The 23,276-nt window shown below is 42.9% G+C and carries 20 protein-coding genes, 1 riboswitch and 1 other annotated feature; of the genes, 4 read left to right on the plus strand and 16 right to left on the minus strand.

What is annotated here, in order from left to right; all coding sequences use genetic code 11:
• Position 1: 1 nt before the first annotated feature.
• The 4 genes from ACIROD_RS22790 to ACIROD_RS22805 form a co-directional block, all read right to left on the minus strand.
• Positions 2 to 1,504 (minus strand): sugar ABC transporter ATP-binding protein, encoded by a 1,503-nt coding sequence (locus ACIROD_RS22790; protein ID WP_402944558.1) that lies wholly within the window; start codon positions 1,502 to 1,504, stop codon positions 2 to 4.
• Positions 1,505 to 1,561: 57 nt separating this feature from the next.
• Positions 1,562 to 2,674: a sugar ABC transporter substrate-binding protein gene (locus tag ACIROD_RS22795; protein WP_101224950.1), complete on the minus strand. Its 1,113-nt coding sequence runs from the start codon at positions 2,672 to 2,674 to the stop codon at positions 1,562 to 1,564.
• Between the two features lie 115 nt (positions 2,675 to 2,789).
• Positions 2,790 to 2,895, minus strand: a riboswitch (SAM riboswitch).
• A gap of 95 nt (positions 2,896 to 2,990) precedes the next feature.
• Positions 2,991 to 5,732 (minus strand): GTPase domain-containing protein, encoded by a 2,742-nt coding sequence (locus ACIROD_RS22800; protein ID WP_402944562.1) that lies wholly within the window; start codon positions 5,730 to 5,732, stop codon positions 2,991 to 2,993.
• A 449-nt stretch (positions 5,733 to 6,181) separates the two neighbouring features.
• Positions 6,182 to 6,355, minus strand: a complete 174-nt coding sequence (locus ACIROD_RS22805) for a hypothetical protein (protein ID WP_164468807.1) — start codon at positions 6,353 to 6,355, stop codon at positions 6,182 to 6,184.
• Between the two features lie 207 nt (positions 6,356 to 6,562).
• Positions 6,563 to 6,809: a binding site (T-box leader), on the plus strand.
• A gap of 98 nt (positions 6,810 to 6,907) precedes the next feature.
• Here ACIROD_RS22805 and brnQ point away from each other — a divergent pair.
• The 4 genes from brnQ to rluF all read left to right on the plus strand — a co-directional run bounded on the left by brnQ (position 6,908) and on the right by rluF (position 11,181).
• Entirely contained in the window at positions 6,908 to 8,239 is a 1,332-nt protein-coding gene (gene brnQ, locus ACIROD_RS22810; RefSeq protein WP_402944565.1) for a branched-chain amino acid transport system II carrier protein, read from the plus strand.
• Between the two features lie 122 nt (positions 8,240 to 8,361).
• Positions 8,362 to 9,294, plus strand: coding sequence for an aldo/keto reductase (locus ACIROD_RS22815; RefSeq protein ID WP_101224952.1), 933 nt, complete (start codon positions 8,362 to 8,364; stop codon positions 9,292 to 9,294).
• A gap of 165 nt (positions 9,295 to 9,459) precedes the next feature.
• Positions 9,460 to 10,359: a DMT family transporter gene (locus tag ACIROD_RS22820; RefSeq protein WP_402944567.1), complete on the plus strand. Its 900-nt coding sequence runs from the start codon at positions 9,460 to 9,462 to the stop codon at positions 10,357 to 10,359.
• Positions 10,360 to 10,473: 114 nt separating this feature from the next.
• Complete coding sequence (gene rluF / locus ACIROD_RS22825) at positions 10,474 to 11,181, plus strand: 23S rRNA pseudouridine(2604) synthase RluF (RefSeq protein ID WP_402944570.1); 708 nt, start codon at positions 10,474 to 10,476, stop codon at positions 11,179 to 11,181.
• Positions 11,182 to 11,592: 411 nt separating this feature from the next.
• On the opposite strand, the gene ACIROD_RS22830 is transcribed toward rluF, so the two are convergent.
• The 12 genes from ACIROD_RS22830 to ACIROD_RS22885 all read right to left on the minus strand — a co-directional run bounded on the left by ACIROD_RS22830 (position 11,593) and on the right by ACIROD_RS22885 (position 23,043).
• Positions 11,593 to 12,342, minus strand: a complete 750-nt coding sequence (locus ACIROD_RS22830; protein WP_101224955.1) for an ABC transporter permease — start codon at positions 12,340 to 12,342, stop codon at positions 11,593 to 11,595.
• Positions 12,343 to 13,104, minus strand: a complete 762-nt coding sequence (locus ACIROD_RS22835) for an ABC transporter ATP-binding protein (RefSeq protein ID WP_230177908.1) — start codon at positions 13,102 to 13,104, stop codon at positions 12,343 to 12,345.
• Between the two features lie 199 nt (positions 13,105 to 13,303).
• Positions 13,304 to 13,657: a DUF1048 domain-containing protein gene (locus ACIROD_RS22840; protein ID WP_101224957.1), complete on the minus strand. Its 354-nt coding sequence runs from the start codon at positions 13,655 to 13,657 to the stop codon at positions 13,304 to 13,306.
• A 71-nt stretch (positions 13,658 to 13,728) separates the two neighbouring features.
• Positions 13,729 to 14,049, minus strand: a complete 321-nt coding sequence (locus ACIROD_RS22845) for a PadR family transcriptional regulator (protein WP_142644260.1) — start codon at positions 14,047 to 14,049, stop codon at positions 13,729 to 13,731.
• 729 nt (positions 14,050 to 14,778) lie between these two features.
• Positions 14,779 to 15,747 (minus strand): sugar phosphate isomerase/epimerase family protein, encoded by a 969-nt coding sequence (locus ACIROD_RS22850; protein ID WP_101224959.1) that lies wholly within the window; start codon positions 15,745 to 15,747, stop codon positions 14,779 to 14,781.
• Between the two features lie 22 nt (positions 15,748 to 15,769).
• The gene (locus ACIROD_RS22855; RefSeq protein ID WP_034305944.1) at positions 15,770 to 16,810 is read right to left on the minus strand and encodes a Gfo/Idh/MocA family protein; all 1,041 of its coding nucleotides are present in this window, start codon (positions 16,808 to 16,810) and stop codon (positions 15,770 to 15,772) included.
• Positions 16,811 to 16,827: 17 nt separating this feature from the next.
• Positions 16,828 to 17,850, minus strand: a complete 1,023-nt coding sequence (locus tag ACIROD_RS22860; RefSeq protein ID WP_402944579.1) for a Gfo/Idh/MocA family protein — start codon at positions 17,848 to 17,850, stop codon at positions 16,828 to 16,830.
• Positions 17,851 to 17,868: 18 nt separating this feature from the next.
• Complete coding sequence (locus ACIROD_RS22865) at positions 17,869 to 18,588, minus strand: ThuA domain-containing protein (protein WP_402944582.1); 720 nt, start codon at positions 18,586 to 18,588, stop codon at positions 17,869 to 17,871.
• A 227-nt stretch (positions 18,589 to 18,815) separates the two neighbouring features.
• Entirely contained in the window at positions 18,816 to 19,850 is a 1,035-nt protein-coding gene (locus ACIROD_RS22870) for a LacI family DNA-binding transcriptional regulator (RefSeq protein WP_101225045.1), read from the minus strand.
• A 57-nt stretch (positions 19,851 to 19,907) separates the two neighbouring features.
• A complete protein-coding gene (locus ACIROD_RS22875; protein WP_101224962.1) occupies positions 19,908 to 20,726 on the minus strand; it encodes a carbohydrate ABC transporter permease in 819 nt (272 codons plus the stop codon).
• Positions 20,726 to 21,586, minus strand: a complete 861-nt coding sequence (locus ACIROD_RS22880) for a carbohydrate ABC transporter permease (protein ID WP_098370419.1) — start codon at positions 21,584 to 21,586, stop codon at positions 20,726 to 20,728. The genes ACIROD_RS22875 and ACIROD_RS22880 overlap by 1 nt, the downstream gene beginning before the upstream one ends.
• 167 nt (positions 21,587 to 21,753) lie before the next feature.
• On the minus strand, positions 21,754 to 23,043 hold the full coding sequence (locus ACIROD_RS22885; protein WP_101224963.1) for an ABC transporter substrate-binding protein: 1,290 nt from the start codon (positions 23,041 to 23,043) through the stop codon (positions 21,754 to 21,756).
• Between the last annotated feature and the right edge of the window lie 233 nt (positions 23,044 to 23,276).

A 23,276-nucleotide genomic window follows, 5' to 3' on the forward strand; every position in this document is an offset into this window, starting at 1 on the left:
TCTATTTTCCTCCTGTTGAATAGAATAGTAGTTCTTCTTCATTCGTTTTACTTGTTTCTAATTCGATGACAGTGCTCCCGTCATATAACACATATGTCCGGTTGGTAATGCCAATGATTTCGGAAAGCTCGGATGATGCATAAATGATCGCCTTCCCATTCCTTGCAAGCTCTGCAATCAATTCGAATATATCCTTCTTGGCTCCAACATCGACCCCTTTCGTTGGTTCATCGAATATGTATACATCCGCATCGGCCATAAGCCATTTCCCGATGGCAACTTTTTGCTGATTGCCACCTGAAAGGTTTTCGACATTCACTTCCCCTGAAGGAGTTTTAATGCCGAGGCTTGCGATCATTTCCTTCGCTCTTTCCTTTTCCGCCTTGCGATTCACGAAGCTGAATGTCTTGGAGAATTTGCCAAGACTGGCTGCCGTCAAGTTCGCCGAGACTGATTCCTGAACAAGGACCCCTTCTTTCCTGCGTTCCTCAGGTACAAGTGCCAGACCGCTTTTTACTGCTTCGTGTGGTGATTTCAAGGAAAGCTTTCGACCATTCAGGATGACTTCCCCCGCTGTGATGGACGTATGGCCGAAAAGGGTTTTACACAGCTCCGTTTTCCCAGCCCCGACCAACCCTGCCAAGCCGATTATCTCGCCTGCTTTAATATTCAAACTGACATTTTTAACTTTCTCTGCATCTGACAATCCGTTCACTTCCAGAATAACGTCGCCAATCGAAGCATTCACTTCAGGAAACTGTTCATCCATGGTTTTTCCAAGCATGTTCTCTACGACTTCGGTACGGGTTATATCTTCCTTCTTTCGACTTGTGACACGCTCCCCATTCCTCATGATTGTAATTTCCTCACAGATTTCAAAAATTTCGGGCAGACGATGTGAAATGAAAATGATTCCCACGCCTTTTTGCTTTAATTCATTTACAATTCGAAAAAGTTCTGTAGTCTCCGTTTGACTTAACGGAGCAGTTGGCTCGTCGAGAATCAGGAATTTGCATTCTGTCGAAACGGCTCTTGCTATCAGGACCATCTGTTTTTCAGCCAAGGTAAGGTCTCTTACCAGCTTTTTCGAAGGGACACGAATTTTCATATCTTCAAGAATAGAAGCCGCTTGGTTATGCAGCTCTTTCCATTGGACCATCTGTTTTTTTCCCATGTTTTGGACCATATCATTCAACATTACATTTTCCCCAACCGTTAAATAAGGGATGAGGGCGGTATCCACTTCCTGATAAACAATTTGAATGCCTTGTTCTTGAGCCGCTTTTGGTGAGCGGATATCCCTCTTCACCCCATCAATATAAATGTCACCTGAATAATGAACATGGGCTCCCGATAAAACTTTCATTAACGTCGATTTCCCTGCTCCGTTTGCACCGACCAATGCGTGGGCTGTCCCCGATTTTACGGAAAAATCAACATCACTCAGCGCCTTCACCCCCGGAAATTCAATCGAAATCTTCTTCATTTCTAGTTGCGTGCCCATGTCCATTCCCCCTTATTGAACAGACACTCCCTTCTACTTGAAAGAGAGTGTCTCTTTTTAATTTTTATAATGATCTTTCAAAACCTTCATCCAATCTTCTTCAAATTCCGTCGATACACCCCAGCCATCGACAATACCAGACAGATTTGCCATGTTCACCGCTTCTTTAGACGCTTGGATTTGCTTTTGTGAAATAAGTGAAGCCTTCAAGTCATAGGTTTGCGGCGTTTCTTCGCCCGCTAATTTTTTAGCCAATATCCTCATATTCACTGCACCGATCAACTTGGGATCTACTGCTGCCGTGTAGGACCATGAGCTATCAGCCGATTGGATTTCCTGGAGATCTGCATTCGAGACATCTATTCCATATATCTTCACTTCATCGCGGCCCGCCTCTTTAATCGCCCGGGCTGCACCGATAGCAAAGGCATCCCATGTTGCGAAAATGGCATCCAATTTACCTTTAGGGTATTTATTCAGCATTGCGGCTACAGCATTTTGTGTCTGAACCGATGTATCAGCAGATGCCACTCCGAATCTTTCGACTTCTTTGATTCCAGGATTTTCTTTTAATTTTTCCTGATAGACTGCATTTCTTCTTACCATTGGAGGAAAACCGTCCACCCAAAGGTATGCAATTGCCGCTTTACCTTTCTGTTCTTTTATCAGCTTATCAAAAGCCAGTGTTGCCAACGCTTCATCATCTTGTGAAGTTAATGTCACGCCTTCTATTTTAGATAGATCGCTTATTGAATCGAATGTGACAACGCTTTTACCTGCATCAACCAACTTTTGAACGTCATTCACAGTTGCTGCATCATCACCATGTGAAATGATATAGCCGTCATAATCTTCCTCCAAAGCCTGCGCTATCGCATCATGGAATTTAGCCGTATCACCATTGGCTGTGTAAGTATCCACTTGAAACCCCAGTGCTTCTCCTTCTTCCTTCGCCCCCGCCAGGTATTGGGCCGTATGATCATCACCGCCAATTTTACGGATCACTTTGATTCTGGCTCCATCTCCATCAGCGAATCTTTCCGGAACATTTTCAAATGATACTTTTTCTTCTTTCTTCGACTCTGTGGAACTCTGACCTGTAGAGCACCCCGTTAAAAGCAAAGCGGAAGCGATGGCTGAAATGAATATACCTTTAATAGACCTTTTCATCTTGTTTCCCTCCATTTTTTCTTATTAGTCTTATCAGTTAAGTTGGTGTAAATCCCAAAATAAAAACCTCTCTAATATAGAGAGGTTTAATCGGCTGTTTTGCAGACTTGTCCCTCTCTTATCTGTCAAAACATTTCTGTTTTGCAGGATTTAGCACCAATTCCTAATGGAACGGTTGCTGGGCATCTTAGGGCCAGTCCCTCCGCCACTCTTGATAAGAGATATATCGTGTTACGTTTTCGTAATTATCACTTTATAGGGATATAGTCGTAAAGTCAATAGATTTTTGAATATTTGAAATGTTCCCCGTTATTTTTTATTTTCTTTGAAGCTGGGCTAGACGCTTTTTCTCAATCTTTTCAAGCCGCTCCAACTGCCTTAATTTCACTTCGAACAAAGTGATAGGGTCACGGTAAACTTCCGGATTTTGTTTCATATGCTCCAATGCAGCCTGGTAGTCTTTTATTTCAGTCTGCGTTTGCTCTATCGTTTTTTGAAGTAATGCAAATGAACCGCGATAGAAAAGGGAGATGTCACGATCCAAAGATTTTTCAAACAATCCAAATTGGGTAAGGAAACGCTCCGTGATCATTTCCGCAACATCCAGGTAATCTTCACTTTCCAGGTATTTCTTATAACGATTGTACATATTGGCTTTATTTTGCGGTATCGCCCCAAACAGCTTCCCTGCCCCTTTAAGCAGTAATTGAGATGGAGTCCTGCGCAAAAGGATATTGACGTTTTCGATGCGGATGCTGCTTGTCATCCTGTCGGCATCACGGCGCCAGTCATCCAATACTCTGAAGTCGCCTGCAAGCGTAATCCGTTCTTCTTTGTATAATTCATTGAAACCGGCACTCATCTCATCCATAAACTGCTGGCTTTGTGAGAACTCCATTTGGGAACTGGCAATCCAGTCTTGAAGAGAACGGTAATATTGAGGCATGATCTTGTCAGAAATGAAGTTTTGAATCCGCTCATTCATTTCCTGATTTAACTGTACATGGACCTGACTGAAATCACTGCTTTCCGTTAACGATTTAGAGCAATCCCTCAGTAATTCAGGAATTTTTGAATAAAGCTGATTTTTCACTTCGTCCTTAAGCGAACGATACGACCTTATGATATTTTCACTTTTCTCTTTTTCCAAATCAGCCAATTGGTTGACAGCCCCATTCAGCTTGACTTCCATCTGTTCATTCCAAGAGATGGAATGCTCGCATTTCCGCTCATTGGCTGCCCGTTTTTCTAACAGATAAGATAAAGTTTTACGAATGAATGCCAGGATTTTTTCAGATCTTCTTTCCTTCCAATTTTCATCTTGATAATTCGATTGAAGGAAAGCTGAAAGGTCCTTCAATTGCTGCCGGCTGTCATAATGTTTAGAGAAAGCGAATACTTTCGCATTCGGGAAATAGGCATTCACTTTATCCCATGTTTCGTCTTCCATCCGGACTGCGACCTGATCACTGTATATCGTATCCATTTTATTTAATAAGAAATGAATCGGCAGTTTCGGAGCCATCATTTGAATTTCCAATAACAGATCCCGTTCGCTGCCGGTGAAAGGCGCCCGGGCGTCAAGAACGAACATCAATCCATCACTGCCATGTAAATAGCCCTGGAAATCGGATTCCACGCTTTTTTCCCCATTGAACCCAGGAGTATCCAATAATCGAAGATGATTATTCCTTAAGTAGTCACTGATGATGGTCACATCGACAATAGTCCCGCGCTGGCGGCGTGTTTCATCCAAATCAGTTAGCTCCTCGACAACTTTGCTATCTGTATCGGTAATTTCAAGGATTTCCAAATCATCCCCATCTTTGACACTGACTAGTGACGAATGATCTTCAGCGGCAATGCTCTCACCAACGATTGACTGAATAAAGGATGTCTTGCCATTTCCTGTACTTCCAGCAAGAAGAAGATTGAAATTCCGGGTATCCTTAAGCCCGTCTACCATCCATTTAAGCTTATTGCCAACCTTTAAATCATTATCTTCAGCCCACTGGATAATGGAATTGAACAGTTTCTCTCCCGCTTCCAGTCCGCCACCCAATTTAGGCGATTTCGAAAGCAGGCTCTCTGCGTCCTGAATGACCAACGCATTGATCGTATCCGGGAAGATTTCATTCCAGGACAACGCGGATGCCGCCGCAAACAGCGAGAGCTCCCCGTCTGCGATTTTGAGCCAGTTTTCCAGCAACCTTGGCACGACAGGACTTAATTCCTTGATTAGGTGCGTTCCTTCTAACAGACCTGCATATGCATCCCTGTAATAGACGGAAAGCTCATCCCATACATCCGCATGGTTCAATTCGATGGTATCTATCAAGTTATTAATCACTCTCAGCCATTCGAAATAAGAATCCGTATATTTATAGTTTTTCCAAAGGGCAACCGTCACCTTTTCGAAACGTTCCTGGTCGAGTGTGTATAGCGAACCAAGGACAGTTGAAAAATAATCCGGATCCATCGATTGGGCAACACCTTGCTGGATATACGTTTTCAGCACATCGAACCAGCCCATTGATTCTGTACGGATACTTTCATTCGCCGCTAATACCACCGCACTGTTCCAATCCTTTTGTTCTTCAAAAAAGGCACGTGCAATTTCCGTGACATTCGGGTAGTCCGGTTGGAACTCGACTGCTTCTTTCACGACATTGGAAGCCAGGTCATTTCTCGATTCCACTATGTACAGGGAAAACAGTTGCAAAAGAACCTCTGTTTTCAAGACCGCTTCATCCGTATCGACGGATTTATAGATATCCTCTGCGGTTGAATACATTTCCAGTTCAAAATAAGCATCAGCGATGTTTTTCTTCGCCCATGAACCAAGTTCCCCTTCTATGTTTTCCCATTTAAAAATGGCTGCCTCATAGTCATGATGCTGAAAATATACTTCTCCTTGAGCAAATCGAATTGCGGTTAAATCCGCTCTTTCCTTTTTTTGTTCTACGAGAAACATTTCACCCAAAGCTTGAATGGGGTGCTTCCTTGTATCCTCAATCATCGTTTCATAATATTTTTTTCCGATCAGACGTTCGTCCATCTTTATTCCCCCGATATATTTCATATTTTCAATTAAAGGATAATCACTGATTCTATAAGCCTTCTAGTAGACCTAACATTCAATCTATAGGTTCCTTTAGTTAAAAAATCATTTACAAAACCTTAAAATGTTATTTTAGCAAAACAATATGGTAACAACATGTCACCACTCTTACAATTTTAAAACAGAAACAACTGGAACTGTAATGTTTTTAATAAACCGATACAGAGATGTCATTTCCATATTCGAGAAAATATGTTTTTTCTAGAGGTGAGCGAACCATTCTTTATCCCTCTAAATTACCAGAAGCCCACCCTTCAACTTACCTATAAACGGTAAAAAGCAAACTCACCCTGCCTCTTCCATATAAAAAAGCAGTACCCTCATTCATAAAAGGTAACTGCTCTCTGATAAGCTCCGAACAGTACTTGTCCTTTGACAAATTAGGATTATACCCCTGTACGCTTACGTTGGTTATTCGGCTTTTTGGTCAACTGGCTTTTAAGCTGTTTCGTTTTTTTCACAACGCCTGTTTCCAGTTTATCTTTACTTGATCCCGCTTGCTTTTGAGCCAGTTTTTGTTTGACTGCATCCGCCAGGCTTAATTTTTTATTTTCAGACATACTGTTGTCTCCTTTAGTGTTCTGCCTTCTATTATAATATAGTTGGGATTAGAAAGATAATAGGGAGTTATAGCCTATTCTTGTTCAAAAAATCCTCTGGATAAAGGAAGTTTCGCTAACGAGGGACTAATTTCCTGCTCCTTTTAAAGGATTTATGATAAATTATGTTGACTTCATAATCAGAATTTGCTAAATTGTCTTTATATTATAAAATCTATGAAGAGAAAGAGTAAGATGGGAACCCTGTTCCACAGAGAGTCGACATGTGGTGGAAGTCGATGTCCAAGGCCTATCCGAAAATCATCTCTGAGATGCAAAGCTGAAAATGCAGTAGGCTTTGACGGGTTTCCGCCGTTACAATGGATCACGTATGAATTCGTACGTTGACTGAGTGCCGCAGCTTCTTTGTAGTGCGGAATATGGGTGGTATCGCGAGCACAAACTCGTCCCTGATTTTCAGGGGCGAGTTTTTTATTTGCACAAAACACTTTAATTAGCCTTTTTCAGGCCAGTCGGCGAGAGTTATCATTTTTAAAAAAAGGAGAAATCACCATGAAAAAAACAGACACATTATTTATCGGCCTTATGCTTTTCTCAATGTTCTTCGGAGCGGGGAATCTTATATTCCCTCCATTTTTAGGAGCATCTTCAGGAACTTCATTCTGGCCGGCCATTGCCGGTTTTGTCGCCACCGGAGTCGGCCTGCCAATTTTGGTGCTTCTTGCAGTCTCACTTGTTAAGGGCGGGGCACAAACCATCGGTGCCCGTGTACATCCACTATTCAGCACGTTGTTCATGGTTGTCATCTATTTAAGCATCGGGCCGTTCCTCGCCATTCCGCGGAATGCGAATGTTGCCTATGAAATGGGCTTCAAGCCGTATCTTGGAGACTCAATGAATCAATCACTATTTCTATTCATGTTCACAACCGTATTTTTCATCATCGTATATGCCATTTCATTGAATCCAGAAAAAATGGAAACCTTCATGGGACGCTGGATTACACCCGTTCTTCTTTTATCCATGGTCATTCTCTGTGTCGTTGGGTTCGTAAAGCTTGATGCTCCATTCCAAGCTCCAACCGAAGAATATGCTGCAGGAGCATTTTCGAAAGGGTTCATTGAAGGCTACAACACGATGGATGCTCTAGCTTCCCTGGCTTTTGGGATCGTCATCCTTACTTCAATCCAGCAAAGGGGGATTTCAGAACGAAAGCAATTGACCAGATATACAGTAAAAGCGGGTCTCATCGCTGGTGTTTTGCTTTCTTTAGTTTATATCTCCTTAGGAGTAATCGGAGCACGCATGGCAGCAGATGGTTCATTCGAAAACGGAACGGATATCCTCACTGTCGCATCGACCCTTTTACTTGGAACTGGCGGAAAGGTCCTTCTCGGCATCATTTTCACTTTAGCATGCTTCACCACCGTTGTCGGATTGACCACTGCTTGCGGACAGTATTTCTCGAAACTTTTCCCCAAACTGAACTATAAAACCGTCATTCTGATTGTAACAATCGTCGGTTTCATCCTTTCAAATATGGGTCTGAATCAAATTCTGAAAGTATCGGTACCATTCCTTGTGATGGCTTATCCGTTAACGATCGTCCTGATTGTCCTGACATTCTTCAGCCGTCATTTCAAAAACCCGAAGAAGGTTTATCGCAGTGCAATGACTTTCACAGGAGTTTTCGCCTTGATGGATGGACTGAATGCTTTCGGCCTACAATTAGGACCGGTGCAAACCTTGAGTGATGTCCTTCCCCTTTCCGCCTACGGCATGGAGTGGATCATCCCTGCTCTCGTCGGTACAGCCCTTGGCGTTCTGCTCAGTCAAATCGGACAAACAGCGCCAGCTGAGGATTTGGAAATCGAAACACTATAATAATGAAGTAAGCAGGTGATTTTACAGATCATCTGCTTATTTTGTGCACGCCTGCATTGCTTTATTTTGGAAATCGACATCCACTTTTTGTTATGATGGGGTCAAAGGAGATGATAAGTAATATGTCTAAGCAAACCCGTATTGGTAAAACAGATCTATATGTAAATCCGATTGGCCTTGGCACGAATGCAATTGGCGGACATAACCTTTTCCCTAATCTAAGTGAGGATACAGGAAGGGATGTTTTGAGAACGGCGTTGGAAGAGGGAATCAACTTTTGGGATACAGCTTACATTTACGGTCCTGAGCGTTCAGAAGAACTTATCGGTGAAATCCTTAAAGAGAGTCGCAGACGCGATGACATAGTCCTTGCCACTAAAGGGGCACATAAATTTGTCGATGGCAACATCGTATTTGATAACTCTCCGGCTTTTCTGAAAGATGCCGTGGACTCGAGTCTAAAAAGGCTCCAAACAGACTACATCGACTTATTTTATATCCATTTCCCTGATCGCGATACCCCTAAAGATGAAGCAGTAGGTGCCTTAAAGGAATTGAAGGATGCAGGTAAAATCAAGTCAATCGGCGTCTCGAACTTTTCGTTCGAACAATTGAAGGAAGCGAATAAAGACGGCTATGTCGATGTCCTGCAATCCGAGTACAATCTATTCAAACGTGAGGCAGAACAAGACCTGCTGCCATATACAGCCGAAAATGATATTTCCTTCATTCCTTATTTCCCGCTTGCGTCCGGTCTGCTCGGCGGCAAATATAATCAGGAATCAACATTCGATGACGGCCGGGCAAAAAGTCCGCTTTTCCAAGGACAAGCCTTTGTAAGCAACCTGCAAAAAGTGGAAGAAGTACGGGCGATAGCCAACAGGAAGCATACCGAAGTTGCCGATGTCGTCCTAGCTTGGTATTTAACTCGGCACTCGATTGATGTACTCATTCCCGGAGCGAAAAAGCCAGAACAGGTCACACGCAACTTACAAGCATTGGATGTCGATTTAACCATGGACGAAATTGCCGAAATCAGTGCCATTTTCGCTTAATTATAGATGTGAAAAAGGCTGTTCAGTTTAAGCTGAACGGCCTTTTTATCCTGCTCTGCGGTTCATACTTGTACTTAAATTAACCGTAGGCTCTCTATATTGCTTAGGTACCTCTACTTTGTTATATTTAGTGAATATTCCATAAATTAAGGAAGAGGCAGTCTTATGAAAAAATCTATTGTTATTTTATTTCTTATCTTGGCAAATTTGTTCTGGGCCGGTAATTACATTTTCGGAAAATACGTTGTGACAGAACTTTCCCCGATCCAGCTAACATTTACGCGATGGCTAATTGCCGTTTTCTTATTGTTTCCTTTAGCGCAGTGGATTGAAAAGCCACACTGGAAGACTGTATGGAAAGCCTGGAAATTACTATTAGTCTTGGGTGTGCTCGGGATCATCAGTTATAATTTTTTCCTTTATTGGGCTTTAACCTATACAACTTCCATGAATGCCGCTCTTGTCAATTCCATGAACCCTGCCTTAATTGTTCTTTTTTCCGCTTTGCTATTAAAGGAGAAAATTTCATCCCTCCATGCACTCGGACTTATCATTTCTTTATTAGGCGTTTTATTGGTCTTGACAAAAGGACACCTTCTGGATATTTTCCAGCTCACCTATAATAAAGGCGACCTATTGATGATTCTGGCGATTCTCGTTTGGACCTTCTATTCAATAATCGGTAAAAAACTGAAAAACATTCCGATCATCTCTGCTACTGCCGTTTCCGTATTTCTCGGATTGATTCTCGTCGCTCCATTTGCCATTGGTTCGGGAATGAACCTTGAATTAAGCAGTAAAGCCATCACGGGTCTCTTATATATTGGAATCTTCCCGTCTGTCGGCTCATTTATTTTCTGGAATGTTTCCCTTCGTCATATCAATGCCGGCCAGGCTGGAATTTACCTGAATCTGATTGCTGTATTTACCGCCATCCTTAGCCTGGTTTTAGGTCATGTGATTTCGCTCATCCAAATCCTCGGTGGCATCCTGGTCTTTATTGGTGTCTACCTGACAAGCAAAAAGAAAAAGGCATATCCGGCAGCTGTCACGAGGAACATGTAAAGAACATCCAGTAATTCTAACCAACGAACGCTTTCTGTCTTTTCCCCTTGTCTATGCACCATGATTTACGTTATCCTTTAAAGAAGAAAATCTGAATGTAAAGGTGTGCTTTAGTTGAGGATCAATAAATTTATCAGTGAATCCGGAATTACCTCGAGACGAGGCGCAGACAAATGGATAGCCGATGGCCGTGTGACGATTAATGGCACGGTAGCTGAGCTTGGCAGTCAAGCTGAACCCGGCGATGATGTCCGTGTCGACGGCAAGCCGATAAAAGTCGAACAGCAAAATGTCTATATTGCACTGAATAAACCGATAGGGATTACAAGTACGACCGAAAAACACATAAAAGGGAATATCGTTGATTTTGTAAATCATCCGCTTCGCATTTTTCATATCGGACGGCTGGACAAGGACTCAAGCGGTCTGATCCTTCTTACAAATGACGGAGACATCGTAAATGAAATCCTTCGTGCAGAAAACAAGCATGAAAAAGAATACATCGTAACCGTGGATAAGCCAATTACCGCGTCCTTCATTAAAGATATGTCCTCCGGAGTGGAGATTTTGGATACGAAAACACTTCCTTGCAAAGTTGAGCAGTTGACCAAATATACATTTAACATCACTTTGATGCAAGGACTGAACAGACAAATCCGCCGTATGTGCTCCGCACTGGGCTATGAAGTCCGTGATTTACATCGAATCCGGATCATGAACATCCATCTGGACGGACTGGCGAACGGACAATGGCGCGACCTGACCGAGGATGAATTGACGGAACTATTTAAGGAATTGGATTACACCCCAAGGCAAAGATGATAATGAAGATGCCCCCAGAATTCCGGGGGCATCGCTTTTTTAATTTCAGAAGAATTTTCAGCAATCATTTGCTTTTTAGTATTGCGGATATTCTCGTGAGTTTTGCTGTTTTTTTACTCGTGAATTCTACTTTACTCGTGAGTTTTACACTTTCACTCGTGAATTTTGCACTTTTACTTGTGAATTTTGCCGATTTACTCGTGAATTCTACTTTACACGTGAGTTTTCCACTTTTACTCGGAACATGCATGCAAACCTCGCGTTGGGATAACTGATCGAGCCGCCACTAATCACAGCAATTTTGAGGGTTTCCATGTGATGGTTGCCCCGGCATTCAAGCAGCCTTCCATGTGATAGCAATGCTTTCATCGCATCGGCTGACCATTGATTTGGCCTCCCTTTATGGTGTACTTACCCTAACTGGCGTTTAAATGCTTTACTGGCGAAGAAGTAAGCGATGACCATGATGCCGACGCACCAGGCAAGCGCGATCCAAATATCGTTGCCAACAGACCCTTCATACAAGAGGGCACGAATCGCATTCACGATTGAAGTCACGGGCTGGTTCTCAGCGAACGCACGGACAATTTTAGGCATGGTTTCCGTGGGAACAAAGGCTGAACTGATAAACGGCAGGAAAATCAGCGGGTATGAGTAGGCTGTCGCCCCTTCCATAGACCCCGCTGTCAATCCGGGAATGACCGCCAGCCATGTCAGCGCTAGCGTAAACAGCCCGAGTATCCCAGCTACCGCGAGCCAATCCAGGATATCAGCGTTGGAACGGAAGCCCATCAAGAGCGCGACAAGGATAACCACCACGACAGTAAGCGCATTGGAAACAAGCGAGGTCAACACGTGAGCCCACAATACTGACGAGCGCTTGATGGGCATGGTAATGAAACGTGCCATCAGTCCGCTCTTTACATCCGTAAACAGCCGCACGGATGTGTAAGCGACGCCGGATGCGATAGCCATCAGCAAGATTCCCGGCAATAAATAATTGACGTAGTTGTCTGTGCCTGCATCTATAGCGCCGCCAAATACGTAGACAAACAGCAGCAGCATCATAATCGGCGTAATCGCCACCGTGATAATTGTATCCGGGCTGCGCATGATGTTACGCATTAAACGTCCTAGTAATACCCCTGTTTTACTTTTCATTTAAATCTCCTCCTTTTTGCCGATGATCGCGAGGAAAATTTCCTCCAATGTCGGCTGCTTCTCGATGTACTCCACTTTCGCTGGCGGGAACATCTCCTTGAGTTCGGTAAGTGTCCCGGTCGAGATGATTTTTCCGCCATGCAGGATGGCAATACGATCCGCCAGATGTTCGGCTTCCTCCAGGTACTGGGTCGTCAGCAAGATGGTCGTGCCTCCGCCGGCAAGCTCCTTGACGGTATCCCAGACTTCAATCCGCGCTTCGGGGTCAAGCCCTGTCGTCGGTTCGTCGAGAAAAATGACTTCTGGCGTCCCGATCAGGCTCATGGCGATGTCAAGCCGGCGCTTCATCCCGCCGGAATATTTATCCGCCCGGCGGTTGGCCGCATCGGTCAGGCTGAATCTCGCAAGCAGATTGTCGGCGACTTGAGCAGGATTGGAAACTCCCCGCAACTTGGCGATCATCATCAGGTTTTCCCGCCCGGTGAGCATACCGTCTAAAGCTGCAAACTGCCCTGTCAGGCTGATGCTCTGGCGAACATGATCCGGTTGACTCTGGACGTCAAAGCCGCAAATACCTACTGCGCCGCCATCGGCCTTCATCAGAGTCGAGAGGATATTGACCGTCGTCGTCTTGCCTGCTCCATTTGAGCCCAGCAGTGCGAAAATTTCGCCACGCCGCACCTCAAAATCCACCCCCTTTAAGACTTCATTGTCTTTAAAGGATTTTTTTAACCCTTTAACAGAAATCGCTGCATTGCTCATACTTTTTTCCTCCTTTTAATAGCGCGGCAAGGCCGCTTGTAAGTTTCGTAATTATCCGTTCGAGCGCATAGCAGAACTAGATTGCCTATTCTCCTCTATTTAGTCTGACTGATATTCTGTATTACTTACTACCGTGTTAAAAATATAACTGAATAGCGAAGGTGGCAATTCACATTTGTAACCAGCTATTCAGTCTGCATTATTTATTGAATTTATTTTTTCCCAGTCGCTTCAAGATGCTATCATTCAAATCTTCACGATACTTGGCGAAATAGGTTTTAGCATTTGCCACTAGTTCGTCGGCAAAGGACGCGACGTCATCCCCAGTGATTTCCAGCACTTGTCTGCCTTCCGCCGCACCGGCTTCGAACAACTCGATTAATTCATACTGCATGTGCAGCATATCCATCCCGTTGCCCGCTGAGAAATTCCACATGTAGTTTTGTATTTTCTTAAATACAAACTGGTAGTCCTCTGGCAAGGCTTCAACCCGTGCCATCATCATTTTATACTCTTTTTTATCACCAATCATTTTCTTGAACAATTCCATCATGTTATTTTTCCTCCTTATTGATAAAGCTGATCAAGACACTCCAAAAATAGCGTACGGAATATCTTATGAAGCTAGACTGACTTTAAGACATTGATTTTTGATGATACAAAATCCCATTTTTTCCAAAACAATTCGAGTTCCTGGCGGCCAGCCTCATTAAGTGAGTAAAACTTTCGGGGCGGCCCCATATCTGACGGTTTCTTCTCTATGTTAACCAGTTTTTTCTTTTCTAATCGCACGAGGATGGTGTAGACCGTCCCTTCCACGACTTCAGTAAACCCAAGCTCGTTCAGGCGGCGGGTAATCTCGTAGCCATAGGTTTCATGGCGGCTGATGATTTCCAGCACGCAGCCTTCCAGCGAACCTTTCAGCATTTCAGTTAAATTTTCCATGATCAGAGCCTCCTCTATTTTGTGACTTGTAACTTAGTTCTGAGGGGAATTTTTACTGAATAGCTTTTTGGTAATGTATTCACGCTATTTAGTATTACTTATTACAACTAAACTGTAACACCGAGTAGCAGAGGTGTCAACTCCTATTCTTAATAACATTTTTGCAACTTCACTATTCAGTGCTGTCGGTACCCAGTGTTACTTACTATAGAGTATGCTGTAACACGTAGTAGGTGACAGTCAACTTGAATTTTTTTTAAAAACCAGCTATCTCCATTGGATACAGCTGATTTCTTTTATGAAGCCTTTACTTCCTGCTATGCTTCTTGTTTACACGTATATTAAGAAAGGCGAAAGATTTCGGTATATTGACAGTTCCAAGAGCCCGTTTAAAAGTAAGGGGGGGAAAGGGTCATACATAATATGTTTGTCTCTAACACAATTGATGTGAAAAAGATAACATATTATTAATTCCTCTTTACTCGTGAAGTTTTACACTTTTACTCGTGAATTATACTGTTATACTCGTGAATTTCACGCCTTTACTCGTGAATTTCACACTTTTACTCATGAGTTTCGAACTTTTACTCGTGAGTTTCACGCTTTTACTCGTGAGTTTTACACTTTTACTCGTGAGTTTTACACTTTTACTCGTTAATTCCACTTTTTCATGAGTAACGAACAACATAAAAAGCAACCTGCGTTAGGCTGCTCGTTATCAACTCTAAATTATACCCACCATAAATCAGTTGGGCTTTCGTTTATGAGTACAGTTTTCAGATTGGTTACGGCCCGTTGGAAGCCTTCTTCAACTGACATTAGCGGATCTTCGTGTTCGATGCTGACGACGTAATCGTAACCGTATGTGCGAAGGGCACTCATGATGTCGGACCACTCTTGCAGGCTGTGGCCGCATCCTACCGAGCGAAAGTTCCAGGCACGGCTCTGGATATTTCCATATGGCTGCATGTCGGTTAACCCATACATATTGATGTTATCCTGATCCAAGTATGTGTCTTTTGCGTGGAAATGGTAGATTGCTCCCGCTTTCCCGAGGATTTTGATGGCCCCGACTGGTTCGATGCCCTGCCACCAAAGATGGCTTGGATCAAGGTTGGCGCCTATTGCATCAGATGTAGCTTCCCGAAGTTTTAACAAGGTGTAGGGTGTGTGCACAAGAAAGCCCCCATGCAGTTCAAGGCCGATTTTTATATTGTGTTCATCGGCAATGGCGGCCGCCTTTTTCCAATAAGGGATCAATTTTTCTTCCCATTGCCATTTCAGCACATCTGTATACTCATTCGGCCATGGGGCGACGGGCCAGTTTGGATATTTAGCTCCTTCGTGATCACCTGCTGTACCGGAAAAGGTATTGACGACCGGGACGTTCAGTAAGGATGCAAGCTTGATTGTTTTAATCAGTGTTTCATCACTTTCTTTAGCGAATGCTTCATCTGGAGAGATCGGATTGCCGTGGCAGCTGAATGCACTGATCGTTAACCCTCTTGTTTGAACGGATTCGAGGTATTTTTGGCGCTTTTCTTCACTTTCCAGCAGTTCATCGAGCGGACAATGGATATTCCCTGGATACCCGCCTGTACCGATTTCAACTGTTTTTAATCCGGAATCCGCGACATAATCAAGCATATCCTCGAATGATTTTTGAGCAAATAGCACTGTAAAGATCCCTAATTTCACATGCCCCACCTCACCTTTTTCATTAATTTATGCTCATGACCTTCCCACTTGCCGAGCTTTGATAAATGGCTTCGATTATTTTTGAAACTTTCATGGCTTCCGATGGTTTTACCAATGGTTCCGCCAATCCTAGGCAGCTATTAATAAAGTTCTCTGCCTGTTGCAGGTCTGGTGTATCTTCCCCTGGCATCCATACTGCTTCACTATTTAAAAGCATTCCGTGCTTAGCCTGATTCAAGACTAGAGGGAACACATCAAGTCCGCCCTGCGTTCCGGATAAACTCAAAACAGTTGCTTCTTCACGGATATTCGCGGCCCAGGATGTTTCGAATAATAGCGATGCTCCGTTGGCAAATTTGATATATGCAGTGGCATGGTCATCCACTTCAAATACCGATGCATCGAAATTCCCCCATAAATTGACCTGATCGACACCCTTACTGACATAATTATATGTCGAACCTACGATTTCAATCGGTTCTGGGTCATCCATCAGCCATAATGCTAAATCAAGCAAATGGCAGCCGTAATCGATCACGCTTCCTCCGCCTTGCAATTCCTTGCTTGTAAAAACTCCCCAGCCAGGGACTTTGCGTCGTCTGATTGCCTGTACACGCGCTACATACGGTTCACCGATTTCACCGGCCTGAATCATTTTTTTGGCAGCCTGAGCTTCCTTCATGAAGCGGTAATGATAAGCAGTCGATAACACTTTACCTGATATGTTTGCAGCCTCGGTTATTGCTAAACATTCCTCAGTTGTAATGGCCATCGGCTTTTCACATAACACATGAACACCCGCTTGCAGAGCAGCAATGGAAATCTCCGCATGGAACTTATTAGGCGTTGCAATCGTAACAGCATCCACTTCAGCAAACATTTCTTCATAATTGGTGAAAACCTTCTCGATATGAAATTCACGCGCCACTTCTCGCGCCTTCATTTCATCTATATCCTGAATGGCGTATAAAACCACTTTATCTTGAAATTTTTGAAAAGCTGGGATATGCCTTTTTTGGGCAATTCCGCCAGCACCGATAATACCCATTTTTAATTTGTACATGATGACTTTTAACCCCTTTATAAGCGGATGATTTTTCGGGATGCATTTGATTCCATCGCGCCAAGAATGACTTTTAATGATTTTAACCCTTCAACTCCTGAGACAAGAGGCTCCTCATTGTCCACCACACATTTTACAAAGTGGCTGATCACTTCGGAATCATGCTGTCCTTCTGAGTCATTAGTCTGGATGCTTCCTAATTGGATGGTATCTGTCTTTCCATTATCATGATGGATGATCAGTGAGTATTTCGGATCGTCTTCAAGGCGCAATACCGCTTTTTCCGCATAAATGACCGTAGCATTGTCTTCTTTTGCATAAGACCAGCTGGCGGTAAGAGTTCCGATGATACCGCTCTCCGTCCGGAGGATACAGGCCGCACTGTCATCAACGTCTGTATTTTTCTTGGCAGTCGTTTCCACAAAGGCTCCCACTTCAACAAATTCTTCTCCAAGGATATACCGTAATAAATCAGCTTTATGAACCCCTAAATCGCCCATTGCACCAATGACTGCCTGATCCTTCTTAAAAAACCAGCTTTCCAGTCCGTCCACGCTCCAGGTTTCCGGCCCGGAATGTCCAAAAGCCGTCCGGAAGCTATAGACCTTCCCTAGGTCCCCGCTCTCAATAAGCTGTTTTGCCTTTTGATGAGAAGGAACAAAACGCTGATTATGACCAATCATTAGTATTTTGTCGCTTTTCGCTGCTGCTGCATTCATTTTTTCAGCGTCCACCAAAGAAGTAGCCATTGGTTTCTCACAAAGGACATGCTTACCAGCTTCCAAGGCTGCAACCGTGATGCGTGCATGCAGGTAATTCGGTGTACATACACTGATCGCTTCAATCTCCTCATTCTTCAAAAGTTCTATATAATCAGTATATGCTTGGGCGCCATACCTTTGTGCTGCTGCATTCGCCCGGTCCTGCACAATATCACAAACAGCAATGATCTCCGTTTCATGATGTGCATCATACTCCGGAAAATGCCTGTTTTTTGCGATACTCCCGCATCCAATGACTCCTACCTTCACTTTGCCCATTTTGTTCTCTCCTTCACTTCATCTCTTTGAGATGGATTCCAACGGTTCGGCTTTCCCATAGTTCGTTACGACTCCAGATTCCGGCTTGACCCAATCAACGGCATTCTTAATTACCCGTTGAATCTCCGGATTATGGAAAGTAGGATATGTTTCATGACCTGGACGGAAATAGAAAATCTTCCCTTTTCCCCGCTGATACGTGCAGCCGCTTCTGAATATCTCCCCGCCTTCAAACCAACTGACGAATATCAATTGATCTGGTGCAGGAATATCAAAATGTTCCCCGTACATCTCTTCCTTCTCAAGCTCTATATATTCTCCAATTCCATTAACGATAGGATGACTGGGATCGACAACCCAAAGCCGTTCCTTTTCATCCGCGACCCGCCATTTCAAATCGCAAGTCGTGCCCATAAGCCGTTTGAAGATTTTTGAAAAATGACCGGAATGGAGGACGATGAGACCCATACCCTCGAGTACTCGCTTGTGGACCCTTGCAATGATTTCATCCTGAACTTCATCATGTGCAACATGCCCCCACCAAAGAAGTACATCGGTTCGTTCCAGCTCTTCTTCAGTTAATCCATGCTCTTCTTCATCGAGAGTAGCGGTCCTCACCTCGACCTGCTCACTTTGTAAAAAGCTAGCAATTGCACCATGGATACCATCTGGATATACTTTTGCCACTTCAGGCTTTGTTTTCTCGTGGCGATACTCATTCCATACCAGGACTCTCATGAACAACCTCCTCCATTCTAGATTCATTTCACGGCAACTTGCTTTTCATGTTTAACTATTACCTCTTTATCCATAACGCAAACGTTTGCGTTAGGTGTGATCAAAATATAAGAACATACTTATTGACTTCAGTAAGTATGAATTTTCAAAAATAATAGTGATAATCTATATTGTAAATTTATGTTAGCAAAAATCAAGCTTTAATTGGTAAAACATTTCTACATTTTTCATTTAATTTCCTTTTCAGCAACAAAATGCGACTCCCGCTTTATGATTTTGGTAGGAATACTGATACTCTTTTCCATCATTTCCGGATTTGCAATTAGATCAAACACGCATTTTGCCGCCTCAAACCCTAACTGATACGTATGGATATCAACCGTTGTCAGCGGCGTACTTAAAAATTCTATGAATTCTGAGTGGTTAAAACAGACGACGCTTATTTGCTCTGGCACTTTCAAGTTCTTTTCAGCTAACACCCCAAGCAAGAGAACACCCAATAAAAGATCCATAACCAAAAATGCGGTTGGTGCCTCTTTCAGCTCCAGCAATTCATCAATGGCCTTTATTCCATCCGTTCGATTTAAAGGAATCAATTTGATATATTCCTGTCGCACATCCAGCCCGGCCTGCTCCATCGCTTGTTGAAAACCTGTCAAGCGGTCCTGGATCACCTCAAACTCGGGACTGCCCCCTAAAAAGGCGATTCGCTCATGTCCAAGACTTATTACAAACTCCGATACTTCCCTGGCCGCTTGAACATTATCGTTATCAATGAACGTGATTCCGCTCATGTTCGTACTTGGCTTCCCGATCAAAACGAACGGGAAGCCCTGCTTTAATAAATACGGCACCACTTTATCGTCCTTTTTAGAGTACAAAACAATCATGCCATCCACTCTTCTGCCCTGAACCATTTTCACGACATCCTCAAAGATTGCATCCTCCGTCTCGCCGGTTGTCAGGGAAAGACTGTACCCTTCTTTATTACAGAAATCCCCGATGCCTCGGATCACTTCTGGAAAAAAGGGATTATAAAGTGATTCCCTTGCCGAACTTTTCATGACGATCCCAATGGCCTTAGTTGACTTCGTGACTAAGTTCCGGGCATTTTCATTCATATGATAGCCCATTTCCTTTAATACCTTGCGTACTTTACGCTTTGTCTTTTCACTGATTGTCGGGCTGTTATGGATTACACGCGATACCGTTGATGGAGCGACATTTGCTTTTTTTGCAACGTCTTTTATAGTAACAGACAAATTCATCAACACTCCCCGTTCACCGCACATGGCTTAATATTCCCTATATTTAAATAGTTATTTAACTGCTCCATCTGCAATTCCTTTGATAATTTGCCTCTGAGCAAAAAAGTACGCAATGATGACTGGAATGATGGATAAAGTAAGTCCAGCCAAGGCAAGATGCCATTGCTTCGTATATTGACCGAAAAAGAAGAATAATTTAAGTGGGATGGTCTCCGATCCTGCACCGCCAATAACAAGGGATGGCAGCAAATAGTCATTCCATATCCAAATGACATTTAAGATTCCAACTGTAATGGACATCGGTTTTAATAATGGAAATATAATATACCAAAATACTTGAAAGCGGTTTGCACCATCAATCTTTGCTGCCTCATCAAGTGAGAGGGGAATCCCTTTTAAAGTACCATGATAAAGGAATATGGAAAGACTGCAGCCAAAACCTAAATACATGAAAATCAGTCCGGCCTTGTTCAACATCCCCAGCTGGCCGAATTGGGCAACGAGCGGTATCATCACAGACTGAAACGGGATCAGCATGGCTGCTACAAACACAAAGAAAAGCAGGGAACTTATTTTACTTTTATTTCGGGAAAGAGCGTATGCTGCCATCGCAGAAAAGATGATGATGATGACTACACTGACGCCCGATATCAATAAAGAATTGAATAAAGTCCGGAGGAAATCCAATTGCTCGAAAGCTTGAGTGAAGTTTTCGAATGTCCAGGTTTCAGGCAGTCCCAATGTATCGGCAAATATATCCCGTTTCATTTTAAAAGCATTGACAAGCATTAAATAAAACGGAGTGAGCCATAATATGGCCAATATGAATCCGATGAATCCAATCAGCCACAATTTCCATTTTCCCCTCATTACAGCTCAACCTCCCGTTTTTTATTGAAATAGACTTGTGTCAGCGAAACGACCGCCACGATTACGAAAAAGATAACGGCTTTTGCCTGAGCATATGCCATGTCGTTTTCGGTGAAGGCGGATTTTACAATGTTCATCGCAACCATTTCAGTTGAATTATAGGGAGCTCCATTCGTCAAGGAAAGGTTTTGATCATAAATCTTGAACGAGTGGGAAAGCGTCAAAAACAAACTGACAGTAAAAGCAGGTGCCACTAGCGGAAAAGTTATATGGCGAAAACGCTGGAAGCTGTTCGCTCCGTCAATTTTTGCCGCTTCTATCAAGTCTTCAGGAACAGCCTGCAGATAGGCAATATAAATGATCATGATATATCCGGCCATCTGCCAAGACGTTAAAATGATCAATCCCCAAAAACCTGTATCAGTCGTTGATAACCACCCATTAAATGCTTCGATCCCAGTCAAATCACCAATCGCACCGAAGACCTTAATAAAAATGAACTGCCAAATAAAGCCGAGTATCAAGCCGCCAATTAAATTGGGCATAAAGAAAACTGTCCGCAATATGTTGCTTGATTTAATTTTCGAAGTCACGATGAGGGCCAAACTTAATCCGATGATATTGATTACCACAATTGCCGCTACGGAAAATTTAATGGTGAACCAAAATGTATCAAGGAACCCTTTATCCGTAAACAAGTCTATATAATTCTTAAGACCAATGAAATCCGGAGTCCCTAAACCGTTCCAGTTCGTAAAGGAATAATAAAATCCGTAGATGAGCGGCACGATCACAACCAAAATGAGTGCAGCAAGAACAGGTGTCAAAAACAGCCAATATGCAGCATCCCGATTTCTCAACGAAACCGACCTCCTTCAAATGATTTAATAGTTAATGGGTTTAGATCATGACTGTGTTATTTGATGAATCCCTTGTTGAGGCAAATTCCCTCAGCGACTTTTCTATAATAAGGAACAACCAATCGACACATTTTTCATGCCGATTGGTCACTTGCATTTCCCAACGCTTATTTGCTATGAATCTTCTCCCAATTTTCAATGTTCTGTTGGACAAGTTCCTCCCAAGTCAATTTACCAGTTACGTATTTTTGGACACTTGCACCAAGATCATCATTCCAACCGACCGGATATCCATTAAACACCCACCCAATCGTATTTCCTTCTTGGGAGTATTTATAAATTTCTTTTGAAATTGGATCGGCAATTTTTTCTACATCATATCCTTCATAAGCAGGAATGAATTTAAAGTCTTCCAAAACGGCTTTCTTCCCTGCTTCGGATGTATACATCCAATCGAGGAACTTCTTCGCCGCTTCCTGTACCTTTTCATCCGATTTCTTGTTCACTGCCCAATAGTTCGGTACGCCTACCGGCATGCCTGCATTGTCTCCATTTGGAATCGGGATGATGCCAATTCCCTTTTCAGCTAACTCAGGATCCATATCATAGACTGTGTTATACACCCAGTTACCCTGCTGAATGATCGCAACCTTTTCAAGCGAGAACAGCTCCTCCACTTGTTGGGAATAATCAAGACTTGCTGTCGGCTGCACGGAATACTCATTTTGGATATCGACCAATTGTTTAAACTTGTCACCATCCGTGAATTTAACCGTAGGTGCTTTACTTGCTTCTAACACATTTCCATCAAACTCCGGTGATAAGAATACATTGGATAAATGGTTTCCAGTCACCCACTTCTCTTTTACCGGATATGCGAAAACTGCTTCGAGCTTCAATTTGTCTTTTTGTGAATCGATTTTCTTAACTGCCGCCTCTAAGGCTTCATAACTTGTAATTTCATCAGGATTAATTCCGGCTTCTTTAAATATTCGTTTGTTATAGATCAAGCCGTATCCTTCCTGGTTAAATGGAAGTCCAAGGACTTGCCCGTCCTCTTCCACGCCATCCAAAGTACCGTCAAGCGCTGCAGCAGCAGCTTTCGTGTCCTTTAAATCTGTTAATCTATCTTTATATTGTGCGACATCTACCGGTCCGCCAATGTTAAAAACCGCTGGCTCCTCACCTGAAGCGAACTTTGCCGTTATGGCAGATTTATAATCATTACCGCCGCCGACTGTCGATACCTTGATCTTCACATTTGGATTTTCTTTTTCATATTGTTTTGCCAATGTCTCGAATTGCGACTTGAATTCTACCTTGAATTGAAATATATCGAGCGTCACGACATCCTTTGAGTCGCTGTTTCCGCCAGTTGAAGAAGAGCATCCTGCCAAAATTACACTAAAAATTAATAAAACAGTAAGAATTCCCCCATACCATTTTTTACGCCTCATGCCTACCCACTCTCCCTTTTTCTCATAATATTCATGCAATTTTAAGAAAACGTTTGCATAAAATTAGTAAAATAAAAGCCATTCATTCTATAAAATTCATAGTCTAGCGTACTTCTTTTACATCACCTCCTCACAAAAAAATGTTGCAAACGTTTACATTTATGCGCTTTATATTACCACCAAATTCCATACTTTACAATAAAATTGTAGTATATTGTAAAAAAAGGATGTTA

It is taken from the genome of Peribacillus sp. NPDC101481 (genome assembly GCF_044767165.1).
Taxonomy (GTDB): Bacteria; Bacillota; Bacilli; order Bacillales; family DSM-1321; genus Peribacillus.